General features: G+C 69.7%; 13 protein-coding genes and 1 pseudogene. 8 read left to right on the forward strand and 6 right to left on the reverse strand.

The features are described 5' to 3' along the window. Positions 1-182: 182 nt before the first annotated feature. The 7 genes and pseudogenes from ACM2XV_RS05695 to ACM2XV_RS05725 all read left to right on the forward strand — a co-directional run. Positions 183-527: pseudogene (locus tag ACM2XV_RS05695) on the forward strand (cell division protein PerM); the annotation flags it as partial. Between the two features lie 59 nt (positions 528-586). Next, complete coding sequence (locus tag ACM2XV_RS05700) at positions 587-1,336, forward strand: cell division protein PerM (RefSeq protein ID WP_487026235.1); 750 nt, start codon at positions 587-589, stop codon at positions 1,334-1,336. 9 nt (positions 1,337-1,345) lie between these two features. After that, the gene (purN, locus tag ACM2XV_RS05705) at positions 1,346-1,942 is read left to right on the forward strand and encodes a phosphoribosylglycinamide formyltransferase (RefSeq protein WP_487026236.1); all 597 of its coding nucleotides are present in this window, start codon (positions 1,346-1,348) and stop codon (positions 1,940-1,942) included. Further along, positions 1,939-3,606 carry a bifunctional phosphoribosylaminoimidazolecarboxamide formyltransferase/IMP cyclohydrolase gene (gene purH / locus ACM2XV_RS05710; RefSeq protein WP_487026237.1) on the forward strand — a complete coding sequence of 556 codons (1,668 nt, stop codon included), beginning with the start codon at positions 1,939-1,941 and terminating at the stop codon, positions 3,604-3,606. The genes purN and purH overlap by 4 nt, the downstream gene beginning before the upstream one ends. A gap of 71 nt (positions 3,607-3,677) precedes the next feature. Continuing rightward, the gene (locus tag ACM2XV_RS05715; RefSeq protein ID WP_344776279.1) at positions 3,678-4,862 is read left to right on the forward strand and encodes a dimethylarginine dimethylaminohydrolase family protein; all 1,185 of its coding nucleotides are present in this window, start codon (positions 3,678-3,680) and stop codon (positions 4,860-4,862) included. Between the two features lie 435 nt (positions 4,863-5,297). Continuing rightward, the gene (locus ACM2XV_RS05720) at positions 5,298-7,199 is read left to right on the forward strand and encodes an ABC transporter ATP-binding protein (protein ID WP_487026238.1); all 1,902 of its coding nucleotides are present in this window, start codon (positions 5,298-5,300) and stop codon (positions 7,197-7,199) included. After that, positions 7,196-9,010: an ABC transporter ATP-binding protein gene (locus ACM2XV_RS05725; protein WP_344776275.1), complete on the forward strand. Its 1,815-nt coding sequence runs from the start codon at positions 7,196-7,198 to the stop codon at positions 9,008-9,010. Before ACM2XV_RS05720 ends, ACM2XV_RS05725 begins: the two co-directional genes overlap by 4 nt. Positions 9,011-9,082: 72 nt before the next feature. Here ACM2XV_RS05725 and ACM2XV_RS05730 read toward each other — a convergent pair whose 3' ends face one another. Further along, positions 9,083-9,493 (reverse strand): MGMT family protein, encoded by a 411-nt coding sequence (locus ACM2XV_RS05730; RefSeq protein ID WP_344776273.1) that lies wholly within the window; start codon positions 9,491-9,493, stop codon positions 9,083-9,085. Further along, positions 9,490-9,942, reverse strand: coding sequence for a GNAT family N-acetyltransferase (locus tag ACM2XV_RS05735; RefSeq protein WP_344776271.1), 453 nt, complete (start codon positions 9,940-9,942; stop codon positions 9,490-9,492). Before ACM2XV_RS05735 ends, ACM2XV_RS05730 begins: the two co-directional genes overlap by 4 nt. A 144-nt stretch (positions 9,943-10,086) precedes the next feature. Between ACM2XV_RS05735 and ACM2XV_RS05740 the strand changes: the two genes are divergently transcribed. Beyond that, on the forward strand, positions 10,087-12,297 hold the full coding sequence (locus ACM2XV_RS05740; protein WP_487026239.1) for an NADP-dependent isocitrate dehydrogenase: 2,211 nt from the start codon (positions 10,087-10,089) through the stop codon (positions 12,295-12,297). Between the two features lie 92 nt (positions 12,298-12,389). Here ACM2XV_RS05740 and ACM2XV_RS05745 read toward each other — a convergent pair whose 3' ends face one another. From ACM2XV_RS05745 to ACM2XV_RS05760, 4 genes are all read right to left on the reverse strand, one after another. After that, positions 12,390-13,265 (reverse strand): carbohydrate ABC transporter permease, encoded by an 876-nt coding sequence (locus tag ACM2XV_RS05745; protein WP_344776267.1) that lies wholly within the window; start codon positions 13,263-13,265, stop codon positions 12,390-12,392. Next, a complete protein-coding gene (locus ACM2XV_RS05750; RefSeq protein WP_344776265.1) occupies positions 13,265-14,242 on the reverse strand; it encodes a carbohydrate ABC transporter permease in 978 nt (325 codons plus the stop codon). Before ACM2XV_RS05750 ends, ACM2XV_RS05745 begins: the two co-directional genes overlap by 1 nt. Before the next feature lie 10 nt (positions 14,243-14,252). Then, positions 14,253-15,575 (reverse strand): extracellular solute-binding protein, encoded by a 1,323-nt coding sequence (locus ACM2XV_RS05755; protein ID WP_487026240.1) that lies wholly within the window; start codon positions 15,573-15,575, stop codon positions 14,253-14,255. A gap of 58 nt (positions 15,576-15,633) precedes the next feature. Further along, positions 15,634-16,162, reverse strand: a 529-nt coding sequence (locus ACM2XV_RS05760; protein WP_487026241.1) for an ROK family protein, incomplete at its 5' end; no start/stop codon positions are given.

Below are 16,162 nucleotides of genomic sequence, written 5' to 3' on the forward strand. Positions count from 1 at the left end.
CGAGTCGTGTGGGCAGCGGGCGGCGAGGCATCCGCGCCCCCGCTGAACGCCCGCATAACGTGACATCCATGACCCGTGCAGTCGTCGCGTTCCTCGCCGCCGTCGAGGCGGTGATCACGGCGGCGATCGGCATCGGAGTCGCGCTCGCTCCGCTCACGCTCGTGTGGGCGGTGCAGTACCACATGGCGACCAGCTGGGCCGTGTTCTGGCGCGCGTCGGTGGATGCCTGGCTGCTCGGCCTCGGCGTCGACGCGCACGTCGACCTCGACCGCGTCACGGCGCTCGGCCTCGGCCTTCCGGGCGCCGTTCCCTCGTTCACCGTGACGATCGCGGGCCTCGGGGTCGCCCTGTTCACGGTGTTCATGGGCGCGCGCATCGGGCGGCGCGCGGCCGAGACGCCGTATGTCCTGACCGGCGCGATCTCGGCGGTCGCGACGTTCACCGTCACGGCGCTCGTCGTCGGGCTCACCGCTCAGGCGCAGGTGTTCGGACCCGTCGTCGGCCAGGTCGCGCCCGTCGCGGGCGCCACCTTCGCGGTCGGCACGCTGCTCGCATCGGGCTCGACTGGGCCGCCGACCGCGACCACGTGCCGCCGGTCCTCGCGCACGCGTTCGGCCCCGAGACGCGCATGGTCATCGCGGCCTCGCTGCGCGCCGCCACGGGCGCCGTGGCGCTGCTGGTCGCGGCATCCGCCGTCTTCGTCGCGGTGCTGCTGTTCGCGCACTTCGGTCGTGCGGTCGCGCTCTACGAGGCGCTCCAGACCGGTTACCTCGGCGGCGTCACGCTCACGCTCGCGCAGCTCGCGTTCCTGCCGAACGCGGTGCTGTGGGCCATGTCGTGGCTGATCGGCCCCGGTTTCGCCCTCGGCGGGGGAGCGGCCGTCGCGCCGGGCTCCGCTCTCACATCCAGCCTGCCCGGCGTGCCGCTGCTCGCGATCGTGCCGGCGCATTCGCCGGCCGCCGCGTTCGTCGCCGTCGCGATTCCGGTGCTGGCCGGCATGGCGAGCGGATTCCTCACCCATCGCGTTCTGCGGAAGGGAACGCCCCCGCTCGACACTCCGCTCGACCTGGTGCTGGTCGGCGCCGGCACGGCGGTTCTCGGCGGGGCGATGCTCGCGCTGCTGGCCTGGTGGTCGGGCGGCACCCTCGCGCCGGGGGCGCTCGCGCACCTCGGGCCGAGCGCGTGGAAGACCGGGGTCTTCGGCGGGCTCGAACTGGGCGTCGGCATGGCGATCGGCCTCGCCGTCGGGCACTGGCGCAGCCAGGCGCACGACTGGGCCCCGCTGCGTGTGCCGTCCGCCGACGAGCCGAAGAAGGAGCCCGCTTCCGCCCGCTAGGCTTGGCCCGTGCTCTCGGTCGTCGTGCTCATCTCCGGGGGCGGGTCCAATCTGCGGGCGCTGCTCGAGGCAGCCGCCGACGCCGAGTACCCGGCCCGCGTCGTCGCTGTCGGCACCGACCGGCCAGAGGCCGAGGGTCTCGCGCACGCGGAAGCCTTCGGCATCCCCACCTTCGAGGTGGCCTTGTCGAGCTTCGAGAGCCGTGAGGCGTGGGGCGATGCCCTGCTCGAGCAGATCCGGCAGTGGAATCCCGACCTCGTCGTGCTCTCGGGGTTCATGCGCCTGCTGCCCCCGCACGTCGTCGACGCGCTCGCACCCCACCTCATCAACACCCACCCGGCGTACCTGCCCGAGTTCCCCGGGGCGCACGGCGTGCGCGACGCGCTCGCGGCCGGCGCCACCCAGACCGGCGCGAGCCTCATCGTGGTCGACAACGGCGTCGACACCGGCCCGATCATCGCGCGCGAGCGCGTGCCCGTAGAGCCCGGCGACACCGAGACGTCGCTGCACGAGCGCATCAAGCCCGTCGAGCGGCGCCTGCTGATCCAGGCCGTGCTCGACATCGCGAACGGACACCTCGACCTTAGGGAGATCGCACGCGCATGAGCGCCCACGCCGCAGACCCGAGCCTCTACCGCGACCGCGACGTCGTGCCCGTTCGCCGCGCCCTCATCTCGCTCTCCGACAAGACCGACCTCGACGTTCTCGCGAAGGCCCTCGCCGACGCGGGCGTCGAGATCGTCTCAACCGGGTCCACGGCGGCCAGCATCCGCGCCCTCGGCATCGACGTGACCGACGTGGCCCAGCTCACCGGGTTCCCCGAGTCGCTCGGCGGCCGCGTCAAGACGCTGCACCCGGCCGTGCACGCGGGCCTGCTCGCCGACCTGCGCCTCGAGGACCACGAGAGGCAGCTCGCCGAGCTCGGCATCGCGCCGTTCGAGCTCGTCGTCGTGAACCTGTACCCGTTCAAAGAGACGGTGGCCTCGGGCGCCCAGGGCAACGACGTCGTCGAGCAGATCGACATCGGCGGCCCCGCCATGGTCCGCGCGAGCGCCAAGAACTACGCGAACGTCGCGATCGTCGTCTCGCCGTCGTCGTACCCCGAGGTCATCGCCGCCGTGCAGGCAGGCGGCACGAGCCTTGCGCTGCGCGGCGACCTCGCGACCAGGGCGTTCCAGCACACCGCCGACTACGACGCGGCCGTGTCGGCCTGGTTCGCGCAGAACGTGGCGAGCGCCGCGATCACGGATGCCTCGCCCGAGCCCTCCTCGGCGGGAACCGACTTCCCGGCATCCGTCACCGTGACGGGCGCCCTGCAGCACACACTGCGCTACGGCGAGAACGCGCATCAGGCCGCGGCGATCTATGCGGACGGCGCGACGAGTACGCTGCAGGCGGGCGCGGGCATCGCGCAGGCCGAGCAGCTCGGCGGCAAGGAGATGTCGTACAACAACTACACGGATGCCGACGCCGCGCTCCGTGCCGCGTACGACTTCGACGAGCCCGCGGTCGCGATCATCAAGCACGCGAACCCCTGCGGCATCGCGGTGGCCGGCCCTTCCGGCGACATCGCCGAGGCGCACCGCAAGGCGCACGCCTGCGACCCGGTGAGCGCCTACGGCGGCGTGATCGCGGCGAACCGCACGGTCACCCTGGCGCTCGCCGAGGCGGTGAAGGGCATCTTCACCGAGGTGATCATCGCCCCCGACTACGAACCCGCCGCGCTCGAGCTGCTGCAGAGCAAGAAGAACCTGCGCATCCTGCGCCTGCCGGCCGGCTACCGCCGCGCCGAGTACGAGTACAAGCAGATCTCGGGCGGCGTGCTCGTGCAGCAGGCGGATGCCTTCCCCGGCGGCTCCATCTCGGGGAACTGGCAGCTGGTGGCGGGCGAGGCGGCCGATGCGGCGACCCTTGCCGACCTCGAGTTCGCCTGGCGCGCGTGCCGTTCCGTGAAGTCGAACGCGATCCTGCTCGCCTCGGGCGGTGCCTCGGTCGGCGTCGGCATGGGCCAGGTGAACCGCGTGGACTCCTGCCACCTCGCCGTCGAGCGCGCGAACTCGCTCGCCGAGGGCGAGGAGCGGGCCCGCGGCTCGGTCGCGGCTTCCGACGCGTTCTTCCCCTTCGCCGACGGCCCCGGAATCCTCATCGAGGCGGGCGTGAAGGCGATCGTGCAGCCGGGCGGGTCCATCCGCGACGAGGAGGTCGTCGCGGCTGCGAAGGCCGCCGGCGTCACGATGTACTTCACGGGCGAGCGGCACTTCTTCCACTGATGCCGTGCGCGTCGGCGCCGCAATGCGCGCCGGGACGGGCTCATAGGCGCCGCCGGTAGGCTGGGACGACCATGATCACGCCCTGGAGCCGCCGGCTCACCGCCTCGTTCCTCGCCGCCCTCGCCACCGCGCTCGTCGCGTTCGGTGTGACCGTGCTGGCGTTCTTCCTGATCGACTCGGCGAGCTCGCTCAGCCTGCAGACGCTGCTGCCGCTGGCAGAGAACTTCGCGCTGCCGGCTCTCGTGCTGCTCATCGTGGCCTTCATCGCGGGGCTGATCGACGCGTTCGCGAGCTGGTGGTCCGCGCTGCTGGCCGGTCTGGTCGGCGGCCTGCTGGGGGCGTCGGCCGGCGGGCTCTCGATCGCTCACGGCGACGTGGTGAAGATCCTCGACCAGGCGGTCGCCTTCTACCTCTTCTTCGTGGTGGCGGCCACGGTGGTCACCCCGCTGCTCGGCCGGCGCGTGTGGAAGAACTGGATCTCGCGGCCCGCGACGCGCGGCCGCGTGGCCTTCGTGCGCGTGCCGTCGGCGAAGCTCGCCGAGGGGATCGTGACCAACCGCCCGCGCGTGCTGGTCGATCGCGACGCGGCCGACAAACAGTGGGACGACTACGTCTCCGCCCTCACCGGCGCCGGCTGGCAGATCGTCGAGGTCGCGGCCGCCGACGACCAGCCCGACGCCGTGTTCGTCGAGGATGCCGCCGTCGTGCTCTCGCCCTCTGTGGCGCTGCTGACGCGCCCCGGCGCCGAGGCCCGCCGCGCCGAGGTGGCCGCCGTCGGCGACCGGCTGCGCGCGAACGGCTTCACGCTCTTCGAGCTCGAGGCGCCCGGAACGCTCGACGGCGGCGACGTGCTCGTCGTGGGCTCGACGGTGTATGTCGGGCGCAGCGGGCGCACGGATGCCGACGGCATCCGCCAGCTGCGCGAGGTGGTCACCATGGCCGGGCTCGAGCTGACCGTCGTCGCCGTGCCGGTGACCTCGGGGCTGCACCTCAAGACGCTCGCGAGCGCACTGCCCGACGGCACCGTGCTCGTCTCGGGCGAGCTCGAGCCGAGCGTGTTCGGCCGTGCGCTGCGCGTGCCGGCCGGCGAGAGCGCCAACGTCGTGCCGCTCGACGACCGCACCGTGCTCGTTCCGGCGTCGGCGCCCGGCACGGCCGACCTGGTCGCCGACCTCGGCTACACCGTCGTCAAGGTCGACCTCTCCGAGTTCGAGAAGCTCGAGGGCTCGGCCACCTGCCTCTCGATCCGCAGCTGAGGGCAGCGGCTGGCGGTTTGTCACAACTTCTGTGCGAATCGGGGTCGATCGCTTGTCGGTGAATTCTCAGGCGCGCTAGGCTGACAGTTCGCTCCGCGTGTGAGTTCTGCTCCGCGGCGCGTGTCACGGAACTCGCATCGCGCACACTCAGGAGGCCGGAATGTCCAACACCACGCCGCAGACGAAGTTCGTCGTCGCTGGTGTCGCCGGCTTCGGTACCACCGGGTATCGCGCCGCGGCTCCCGCTGCAGGCATCCGTCGGCCTCACTGACGAACCCTCGCCGCATCTGATCGCGGCCGTCGGATTGAGCCTGACGAAATCACCCGTCTCTTCACTGCGCTCCGCGCGCTCCCTCTCGCCTCATCGACCTCAGCACGAGTGTCGGTGGTGTGCGACATCATCGCTGACAACTCCCACGAAGAATTGCCTGGTTCATGTCTGCCCAACAGTCGGAAGAAACTGACCGTCCCACCCCTGCTGCCGCGCATCACGACCCCGGCGAGGGTTTGAACACCCTCGCGTCGATCGCGCGCCTCTACCCCTACCTGCGCCCGGCCCTTCCGCGCATCGTGCTCGGCATGGTCGCCGCGCTGCTCGCCTCGGTCGTCTCGCTGGCCATCCCGCTCGTGCTGCAGCGACTCGTCGACGGAACGCTGCTGCACCGCGGCGGTGACCGCTACGAGGTGATCGGCGCCGCCGTCGCGATCCTCGTGCTCGGCATCGCCGAGGCGGTGCTGATCTCGCTGCGCCGCTGGTTCGTGCTCACGCCCGGCACGAAGGTCGAGGCGACGCTGCGCAACGGCCTCTACAACAAGCTGCAGCACCTGCCGGTGGCATTCCACGACCGCTGGCCGAGCGGCCAGCTGCTGTCGCGCGCGGTCAGCGACCTCAACCTGATCCGCCGCTGGCTGTCGTTCGGCATCGTTCTCTTCGTCGTCAACATCGTGACGATCGTGGTCGGCTTCGCGGTGCTGTTCTACTACCACTGGCTGCTTGCCGTGGTCATGGTGGTGCTGTCGATCCCGCTCTGGGTCGCCGGCTACTTCTTCGAGCGCAAGTACCACGTCGTGGCTCGGCGCTCGCAGGACCAGCAGGGCGACCTGGCGACCGCTGTCGAGGAGTCCGTGCACGGCATCCGAGTGCTCAAGGCGTTCGGCCGCGGGCGGCACGCGCTGCAGAACTTCCGCGCTCAGGCGGAAGAGCTGCGCGGCACCGAGCTCGAGAAGGCGCGCGCGGTCGCCGGGCTGTGGCTGTGGCTGCTCATGGTCCCTGACGTCGCGTTCGCGGTGTGCCTGGGGCTCGGCGTGTGGCTCGTCTCCGACGGCCAGCTCACGGTCGGCCAGCTGCTCGCATTCTTCGCGACGGCCACCGTGCTGCGCTTCCCGATCGAGTCGATCGGATTCCTGCTGTCGATGACCTTCGACACGCGCACCGCCGTCGACCGTTTCTTCGACGTCATGTCGACGCCGAACCTCATCGACGACCCTGCGTCGCCGAAGCACATCGAGAAGCCGCGCGGCGAGCTGGTGTTCGACCACGTCCACTTCCGCTACGAGGACTCGCCAGAGCGCTTCCCCGACCTGGTCGACGGCATCGACCTGACGGTGCGGCCCGGCGAGACCATGGCGCTCGTGGGTCTCACCGGCTCGGGCAAGTCGACCCTGACCTCGCTCGTGCCTCGGCTCTACGACGTGACGGGCGGGTCGATCCGGGTCGACGGGGTCGACGTGCGCGACCTCACGCTCGAAGAGCTCCGCAGCCGGGTGGCGATGGCGTTCGAAGACGCCACCCTGTTCTCGGCATCCGTGCGCGACAACGTGCTGCTCGGGCGGCCCGAGCTGTTCGGCGACGACCCCGCGACGAAGAAGGCGGCCGACGCGCAACTGGCCGAGGCGCTCGAGGTGGCTCAGGCCGCCTTCGCCTACGACCTGCCAGAGGGCGTCGAGACGAAGGTCGGGGAAGAGGGGCTGTCGCTCTCGGGCGGCCAGCGTCAGCGGCTCGCGCTCGCGCGCGCCGTCGCGGCGAAGCCGAGCGTGCTCGTGCTCGACGACCCGCTGTCGGCGCTCGACGTCGACACCGAGGCGCGGGTGACCGCCCGCCTGCACGACGTGCTCGAGGGCACGACGGCGCTCATCGTCGCGCACCGGCCCTCGACCGTCATGCTCGCCGACCGGGTCGCCCTGCTCGAGAACGGCCGGGTGACCGATGTCGGCACGCACAGCGAGCTGCTCGCGCGCAACGAGCACTACAAGTTCGTCATCTCGTCCCTCGAGGACGAGGACGAGGACGACACCGGGCGCACGAACGAGAACCAGAACGAGGAGGTGGACGCGTGAGCACCGCAACCGTCACCGGCGTCACCGGTGAAGACCGCAGCGATCTCTCGAAGGAGGAATCGCGGCGCATCCGCCAGCGCTCGCTGCGCCTGCTCGGCTCGCTGATCGCGCCGATGCGGGGCCGCGTCATCGTCACGCTCATCGTCGTCGTGATCTCGACGGTGCTCCAGGTCGCAGGCCCGGCGCTGATCGGAATCGGCGTCGACCAGGGTCTCGCCGCGCTGCGCTCGCACGACTGGGCGCCGCTCGCCTGGACGGCGGTGACCTATCTCGTCGCGGGTGTCGGCGGTGCGCTGTCGATCAGCTGGTACACGGTCTCGTCTGCGCAGATCAGTCAGGCGATCCTGATCGAGCTGCGCACGCGCACCTTCCTGCACACGCAGCGACTCAGCCTCGAGTTCCACGAGTCCTACACCTCGGGCCGCATCATCTCTCGCCAGACGAGCGACCTCGACTCGATCCGCGAGCTGCTCGATTCCGGCATCAACCAGCTCGTGCAGGGCGTGCTGTACTCGGGGTTCATCGCGATCGCGATCTTCACGGTCGACTGGGTGTCGGGCGTTGTGCTGCTGTGCTCGCTCGTGCCGCTGTACTTCCTGATCCGCTGGTTCCAGAAGCGCTCGCAGAAGCTCTTCCGCATTCAGCGCGTCGCCTCGGCGAAGCTCATCGTGCACTTCGTCGAGACCATGACGGGCATCCGCGCGGTCAAGGCGTTCCGGAAGGAGAAGCGCAACGAGCGCGAGTTCGGCGGACTCGTCGAGGACTACCGGAAGGTGAACGCCGACACGATCCAGCTGTTCGGCATCTTCGACCCGGGCCTCGTGATGATCGGCAACATCACGGTCGCGGTCGCGCTGCTCATCGGCGGGTTCCGCGTGGCATCCGGCTCGCTCGCGATCGGCTCGCTGCTCGCCGTGCTACTGTACGCGCGTCGCTTCTTCGACCCCATGGAGGAGATGGCGATGTTCTACAACTCCTACCAGTCGGCGGCGGCGGCGCTCGAGAAGATCTCGGGCGTCCTCGAAGAGCAGCCGAGCGTTCCCGAGCCGGCGAACCCGACCAAGCTCGACGGCGCGCACGGGCACGTGCGATTCGACAACGTGTCGTTCCACTACAAGCCGGGGCGCGATGTGCTGCCGCAGTTCGACCTCGACATTCCCGCCGGGCAGACGATCGCGCTGGTCGGTTCGACCGGCGCCGGGAAGTCCACGCTCGCGAAGCTGGTGTCGCGATTCTACGACCCCTCGGTCGGCTCGATCACGCTCGACGGCATCGACCTGCGGTCGCTGTCGTCGGAGGATCTGCGCCGCGCGGTCGTCATGGTCACCCAGGAGGCCTACCTGTTCTCGGGGTCGGTCGCCGACAACATCGCGCTCGGCAAGCCCGATGCCACCATGGACGAGATCCGGCGCGCGGCTGAGGCGGTGGGCGCGCACGAGTTCATCGCATCGCTGCCCGACGGCTACGACACCGACGTGAACAAGCGCGGCGGGCGCGTGTCGGCGGGGCAGCGCCAGCTGATCTCGTTCGCCCGGGCCTTCCTCGCGAACCCGGCGGTGCTGATCCTCGACGAGGCGACGTCGTCGCTCGACATCCCGAGTGAGCGGCTCGTGCAGCAGGCGCTGCAGACGCTGCTCGCCGACCGCACGGCGGTGATCATCGCGCACCGGCTGTCGACGGTCGCGATCGCCGACCGGGTGCTCGTGATGGAGCACGGCCGCATCGTGGAAGACGGCGCGCCCGCCGAACTCATCGGCGGCACCGGCCGCTTCGCGCAGCTGCACGCGGCCTGGCGCGACAGCCTGGTCTAGCGCGCCGCGCCGGGCGCAGACGTCGGCGGGAGACGCAAAACCAGAACCAGGGGATGCCGGGAAGCGGGACGCTCAGGGGCGCCAGAGCGCCTCGCGCATCGCGACGCGGTAGCCCGAGGCGCCGTGGCGCAGGGGAGTGCCCTCCGCGCGATAGTGCCCGAGCGCCTCGTCCTCATGGCCGTCGGGCGGCCGACCGTCGGAGTGCACGACGCGCCACCACGGCACGTCGCCGCCGTAGTTGCGCATGACCTTCCCGACCTGACGCGAGGCGCGCGACCCGAGCTCGGCCGCGATCGCGCCGTAGCTCAGCACGAGCCCGGGCGGGATCTGCGCCACGATGTCGAGCACGGCCTCGGCGAAGGCATCCGCCTCGAAGACGCCCGCAGCCTCATACGCGCGCAGGCCGAGGCGGTCGTCGTCTTTCGCGCGCCGCGCCCGGTCTCCACTCCCGCTACGCGCGAGTCGACCGGCGGGCGGCGTCACAGCGCGAGCTTGCCGATCGTGTCGCCGTAGTTCGTCTCGCCGATGGGCTCGAAGCCGGTGCGCAGGAAGAAGGCCTCCGGGCCGTCCTCGCCGGGCTCCCAGATGACGTAGAGAGCGTCGAGGCCGCGCTTGCGCGCCTCGTCGGCGAGCGCCTCGACGGCGAAGCGCCCGACGCCGCGACCCTGGTCGTCGGCATCGACATTGATGCGCCAGAGGATCGAGCGGAACTCTTCGCTGGGGGCCTCGGGGTCGAAGTCGGCCTGAACGAACGCGACCACGTCGTCGCCGTCGACGACGACCCGCTGCCACGAGGTCGCAGGGTTCACGATGACCGCGGCCGCAGAGTAGGAGACGGGGGTGACGTACTGTTCCTGGCCGGGCTTCAGGGAGAGCGCGTTCGCCGCGGCGATGTTGCTCGCGGAGAGTTCTTCCAGACGCAGGTCAGCCATGCCACTCACCATAACGGGGCGCATGGCCGACGGATAGCATGCCTTTGGCAGGCATCCGCCCAGACACGCATAAATATCTCGACGTCGAGATACCTGTATCGTGTTCAGAAGACCCCGCACGTTCGACCCCGGGAGCCGTAGCGCATGGCCAAGATCATCTACACCCGCACCGACGAAGCGCCCCTGCTGGCGACGTATTCGCTCTTGCCGATCATCTCGGCCTACGCGGCGAAGGCGGGTGTGGAGTTCGAGCTGAGCGACATCTCGCTGGCCGGCCGCATCATCGCGCAGTTCCCCGAGCGCCTCACCGATGAGCAGCGCGTGCCCGACGCGCTCGCCGAGCTCGGCGAGCTGACCGGCGACCCCAGCGCCAACATCATCAAGCTGCCGAACGTGTCGGCATCCGTGCCCCAGCTCAAGGCGGCGATCGCCGAGCTGCAGGCGCTCGGCTACGACATTCCGGACTACCCCGAGTCGCCCTCGACCGACGAGGAGCGCGACATCGCCGCCCGCTTCGACAAGGTCAAGGGCTCGGCCGTCAACCCCGTGCTGCGCCAGGGCAACTCCGATCGCCGGGCGCCGGGCGCCGTCAAGGCGTACGCCAAGGCGCACCCGCACTCGATGGGCGCCTGGAGCGCCGACTCGAAGACCGACGTCGCGACCATGGGCCACGACGACTTCCGCTCGAACGAGAAGTCGGTGACCATTCCGGCCGACGACACCCTGCGCATCGAGCACGTCGCGACCGACGGCACCGTCACCGTGCTGAAGGACGCCGTTCCCGTGCTCGCGGGCGAGATCGTCGACGGCACCTTCCTCTCTGTGGCGAAGCTCGAGGCCTTCCTCGCCGACCAGATCGCTGCCGCCCGCGCCGCCGGCGTGCTGTTCTCGGTGCACCTCAAGGCGACGATGATGAAGGTCTCGGACCCGATCATCTTCGGCCACGTCGTGAAGGCGTTCTTCAAGCCCGTCTTCGAGAAGTACGGCGCCGACCTCGCGGCCGCGGGCCTGTCGGCCAACGACGGCCTCGGGGCGATCCTCGCAGGCCTCGACACACTGCCGAACGGCGCCGAGATCCGCGCGGCCTTCGACGAGGGCCTGGCTACGGGCCCGAAGCTCGCGATGGTCAACTCCGACAAGGGCATCACCAACCTGCACGTGCCGTCTGATGTGATCGTGGATGCCTCGATGCCCGCCATGATCCGCATCGGCGGCCACATGTGGGGCCCCGACGGCGCCGAGGCCGACACGCTCGCCGTCATCCCCGACTCGTCCTACGCCAGCGTCTACAAGACCGTCATCGACGACTGCAAGGCGAAGGGCAAGCTCGACCCCGCGACCATGGGCACGGTGCCGAACGTCGGCCTTATGGCGCAGGCCGCCGAGGAGTACGGCTCGCACAACAAGACCTTCGAGGTTCCCGCCGACGGCGTCGTGCGGGTCGTGAACCAGGCGGGCGACGTGCTCATCGAGCACCAGGTCGAGGCCGGCGACATCTGGCGCGCGTGCCAGACGAAGGACGCCCCGATCAAGAACTGGATCGAGCTCGCGGTGCAGCGCGCCCGGCTCTCGGCCACGCCCGCCGTGTTCTGGCTCGATGAGACCCGCGCGCACGACGCCGAGCTGATCAAGAAGATCAACGAGTACCTGCCGAGCCTCGACACCGAGGGCCTCGACCTCTCGATCCTCGCTCCGGCCGCCGCAACCCAGAAGTCGCTCGACCGCATCCGCGAGGGCAAGGACACCATCTCGGTCACCGGCAACGTGCTGCGCGACTACCTGACCGATCTGTTCCCGATCCTCGAGGTCGGCACCTCGGCGAAGATGCTGTCGATCGTGCCGCTCATGGCCGGCGGCGGCCTCTTCGAGACCGGCGCGGGCGGCTCTGCGCCGAAGCACGTGCAGCAGCTCGTCGAAGAGGACTACCTGCGGTGGGACTCGCTCGGCGAGTTCTTCGCGCTCGCGGCGTCCTTCGAGCACCTCGCCCAGACGACGGGGAACGCCAAGGCGCAGATCCTCGCCGACACGCTCGACCGCGCGACCGGAACCTTCCTTGACGAGGACCGCTCGCCCGGCCGCAAGCTCGGCACGATCGACAACCGCGGCTCGCACTTCTACCTCGCGCTCTACTGGGCGCAGGAGCTCGCACGCCAGAACGAGGATGCCGACCTGGCGGCCGCGTTCGGCCCGCTGGCGGCGAAGCTCGCGACCGACGAGCACGAGATCGTCGCCGAGCTGCTTGCGGTGCAGGGATCCCATGTCGACCTGGGCGGCTACTACCGCCCCGACGATGCGAAGGCCGCGGCCGTCATGCGCCCGTCGGCGACGTTGAACGCCGCTATCGACGCGTTCTAGCCCCGTCGCGCGTCGCACGGCACGCGGCACGCGCGAAAAGGGCCCGAGCGGATTCCCCGCTCGGGCCCTTCGCCGTGGAACGGCCGGTGCGCCTACCCCTTCACCGCCCCGGCCGAGATGCCGGAGACCAGGTTGCGCTGGATGATGAGGAAGAACACCACGACCGGCAGCGAGAAGACGACGGATGCCGCCATCTGGGCGCCGTAGTCGGTGCCGCCGTTCGGCGTCGTGAACGAGGCGAGCCACAGCGGCAGCGTGTACATCGAGGAATCCGACATGAAGACATACGCCGTCAGGTAGTCGTTCCACGCCGAGATGAAGGCGAAGATGCTCGACGCGATGATGCCGGGCGTGACGAGCGGGAAGAGCACCGCGAAGAGGATGCGCCACGACCCCGCGCCGTCGATCGCCGCGGCCTCCTCGAGCTCGACAGGGATCGCGAGGAAGAATCCGCGCATCACCCAGATCGAGAACGGCAGCACCGAGGCGACGTACGCCAGGATCAGCCCGATGTAGGTGCCCGTGAGCGACAGCCTGTTGAACACCAGGAACTGCGGGATCAGCAGAGCCGTCGCGGGCAGCATCTGCACCGCGAGGATGACGACGAGGATCGCCTTGCGGCCCCGGAACCGGAACCGCGTGAGCGCGGCCGATGCGAACATGCCGAGCAGGATCGCGATGACGAGCGTCGCGAGCACCACGATCAGGCTGTTGCGCAGGTCCTGCAGGAACGACGACTGCGCGAGCGCCGAGACGAAGTTCGCGGCGTCGAGGCGGCTCGGCCAGAAGTGTGGGGTCTGCGTCATGACCTCGTCGCGTGGCTTGAACGCCGTGTTGAGCATCCAGTACACGGGGAAGATCCACACGATCGCGAAGGCGATCGCGACGATGTTCGCGCCCCAGTTGATGCGCCGGCGGCGACGACGGATGCCGGTGCCCGCGCCGGCGACGGGGGTGGTGGTGGCCATCAGAACTCCTCGCCGCTCTTCAGCAGGTTGCGGATGTAGATCGACGTGATGCCGAGCAGCAGGATCATGGTGATCACCGCGATGGCGGCGCCGGTTCCCACGTCGGAGCTCGCGAAGGCGGTCAGATACGACCACACGCCGAGCGTCGCGATGGGGCGCAGCACCTGCACACCGGCGACCAGGATGATCTGGTTGATCACGTTGAAGTCCCAGATGATCGAGAGGATCGTCATGAGGCCGAGCGTCGGGCGCAGGAACGGCAGCGTGATGCTGAGGTAGACGCGCCACTCGCTCGCGCCGTCGATGCGGGCCGCCTCGATCATGGACTGGTCGATCTGGGTCTGCGCGGCGTACAGCGTGAGGGCGATGAACGGCACCGCCTGCCACACGACGAGCAGCCAGATGATGACGAGCGCACCCCAGAAGCTGTTGGTGAAGTCCTTCTGGGTGACGTCGCCGAAGACGTGCAGCTTGGTGATGAGCCACGGGATCACGCCGTAGCCCGGCTGGAACAGCCACACCCACACCTTCGAGGTCGCGACGTTCGGCATCGCCCACGCCACGATCAGCACGATCGTCACGAGGTAGCGCACGACCGAGCCGAGGCGCAGCATCAGCTGCGAGACGCCCATGCCGATCACGACGCTGCCGGCGACCATGGCGCCGGTGAACAGCACCGTGCGCACGAGCGCCGCCCAGAAGTCCGCCGACGACAGCACGTCGGCGTACTGCTGGAACCCGACGACGTTGTAGGCGCCCGTGAACAGCGTGCGCTTGTCGTAGTCGGTGAACGACGTGAAGACCAGGTAGCCGATCGGCACCAGGGTGAGCGCCGCGATCACGAGCCCGGCGGGCGTCAAGAGGATCGCGGGCACGTGAAGACCGGGGGATGCCGTGCGCCGCAGGCCCGGGGCGGCGGGGCGAACCCGCCGGGGAGTCGCCTCCCCGGCGGTGTTCGCGACAGCGGGACCGCTCACTGCGTTCCGCTTACTTGTTGAGGTCGGATTCGATGGCGGTGTCGGCGGCCTTCGCGGCGTCCTCGACCGACTTCGAGCCCGAGGCGATCGACGAGAACAGGGTCTCCATCGTCTTGTCGCTCTCGACCGTCGACCAGTTCACGGCCGACGGCGTGGCGGTCGAGTTCTTCGCGGCCGTGAACGAGCCGACCTGCAGCGGCGTCAGGCTGGCGGACGCCGCGTCGACGGCCTCGGTGCTGATCGGGATGATGCCCGCGGCGGCGACCAGCTTCTGGATGTCGGGCGATGCGGCGATCTTCGTCCAGGTCAGCGCGAGACCCTGGTTCTTCGACTTCGCGGGGATGGCCCAGTCGGAGCCGCCCAGGTCGACGGGCTGCGTCTTGCCGGACTTCCCGGGGAAGGCGAAGGTGCCGAGGTCGGCGTCCGTCAGCTTCTTGTTGTCACCGAGGATGACGCCGGTCTCCCACCCGTTCCCCTGGATCGTCGCGGCGTGACCGTCTGCGAAGTTCTGGTCCTGGTCGGGCTTGTCGGTGTTGAGGGTCTGCGACGCCTTCGTCGAGTACGCGTTCTGGAAGGCCTTGAAGTCGTTCAGGCCCTGCAGCGACGCGTCGCTCGACAGCTCGCCCTTCCACGAGCCCTCCGTGCCCGAGACGATCTTGCCGCCCGCGTCCCACACCCACTGCAGGCCGTCGTACCAGTACTGGCCGGGCAGGTAGAAGGCGGCGAAGTTCGGGTCTGAGGCGTGCTGCGCCTTGATCTTGTCGAGGTCGGCCGTGAACTCCTCGTAGCTGGTCGGCTCGGTGGTGATGCCCGCTGCCGCCCAGATCTTCTTGTTGTAGATCACGGTGCGCGCGCCGGCGAGCTCGGGGACCCCGTAGAGCTTGCCGTCGACCGTCGCCGGGTCGACGAGGCCGCCCAGCCAGGTCTGGCCCTGGGCGAGCTTCTCCTTCTGAGCGGTGATGTCGAGCAGGCCGCCCGTCGCCGCGTAGCCGGTGATCTGCGTGTTGCCCACGTCGATCACGTCGGGCACGTTGTTGCTCGAGAGCGCGGTGGTGACCTTGGTCACGATGCCGTCCCACTGCTGGGTCTGCACCTTGACCTTGGCCCCGGTCTCTTTCGTGAACTCGTCGTTGATCGCCTTCAGCACGTTGTCGGGCAGGTCGCCGTTCATCGACCAGACCGTGAGGGTCTTGCCCTTGCCGTCGGTCGAGAAGGCGGCGCCTGAGGACGATTTCGAGCCGCCCGATCCGGTGCCGCCCGACGAGCAGGCGGTCAGGGCGACGGCGGCGGCGATGCCGATGGCACCGATCGCCGTGATGCGTGACTTACGCATGTGTGCTCCTTGTGAGTGAGGTGATTGCAGGGGTGGTGGTGCGGTCAGTGGTCGAGCTTCATGAGACGCCGAGCTCGCCCTGCAGGACGAGCACGGCCGCGCCGAGCAGAACGAGATCCTCGTCGCCTGTCGCGGTGCGCAGGTCGAGGCCGTTGCTGACGGCGGACATGGTGCGCGCCTGGATCGTCTGCCGGGCGGTGTCGATGAGTCGGCCGCCGATGAGCTCGGCGGGCCCGGAGAGGACGACCAGGTTGAGATTGAGGATGCTGATGACGGGGCTCAGTGCGAGGCCGAGTGCGCGCCCGGCATCCGTCAGTACCTGCTCGTGCCCCTCGTCGCCTGCGGCGGCCAGGCGGCGCTTCAGGTGCGGCGCGGCGATGATCACCTCGAGGCAGCCGCGGCGGCCGCAGACGCATTCCTCGCCGTCCTCGTCGATGACGACGTGGCCGATCTCGCCGGCGGCGAACTGCTCGCCCTGGACCAGCTCGCCGCCGATCACGAGACCTGCGCCGACGCCGTGCTCGACGCGCACGACGAGCAGGCTCTCGGCGGTGTCGAGGGCGGTGGCCCCGTCGCCCTCGCAGATC

This window comes from Gryllotalpicola sp. CP2-P1 (assembly GCF_057512245.1).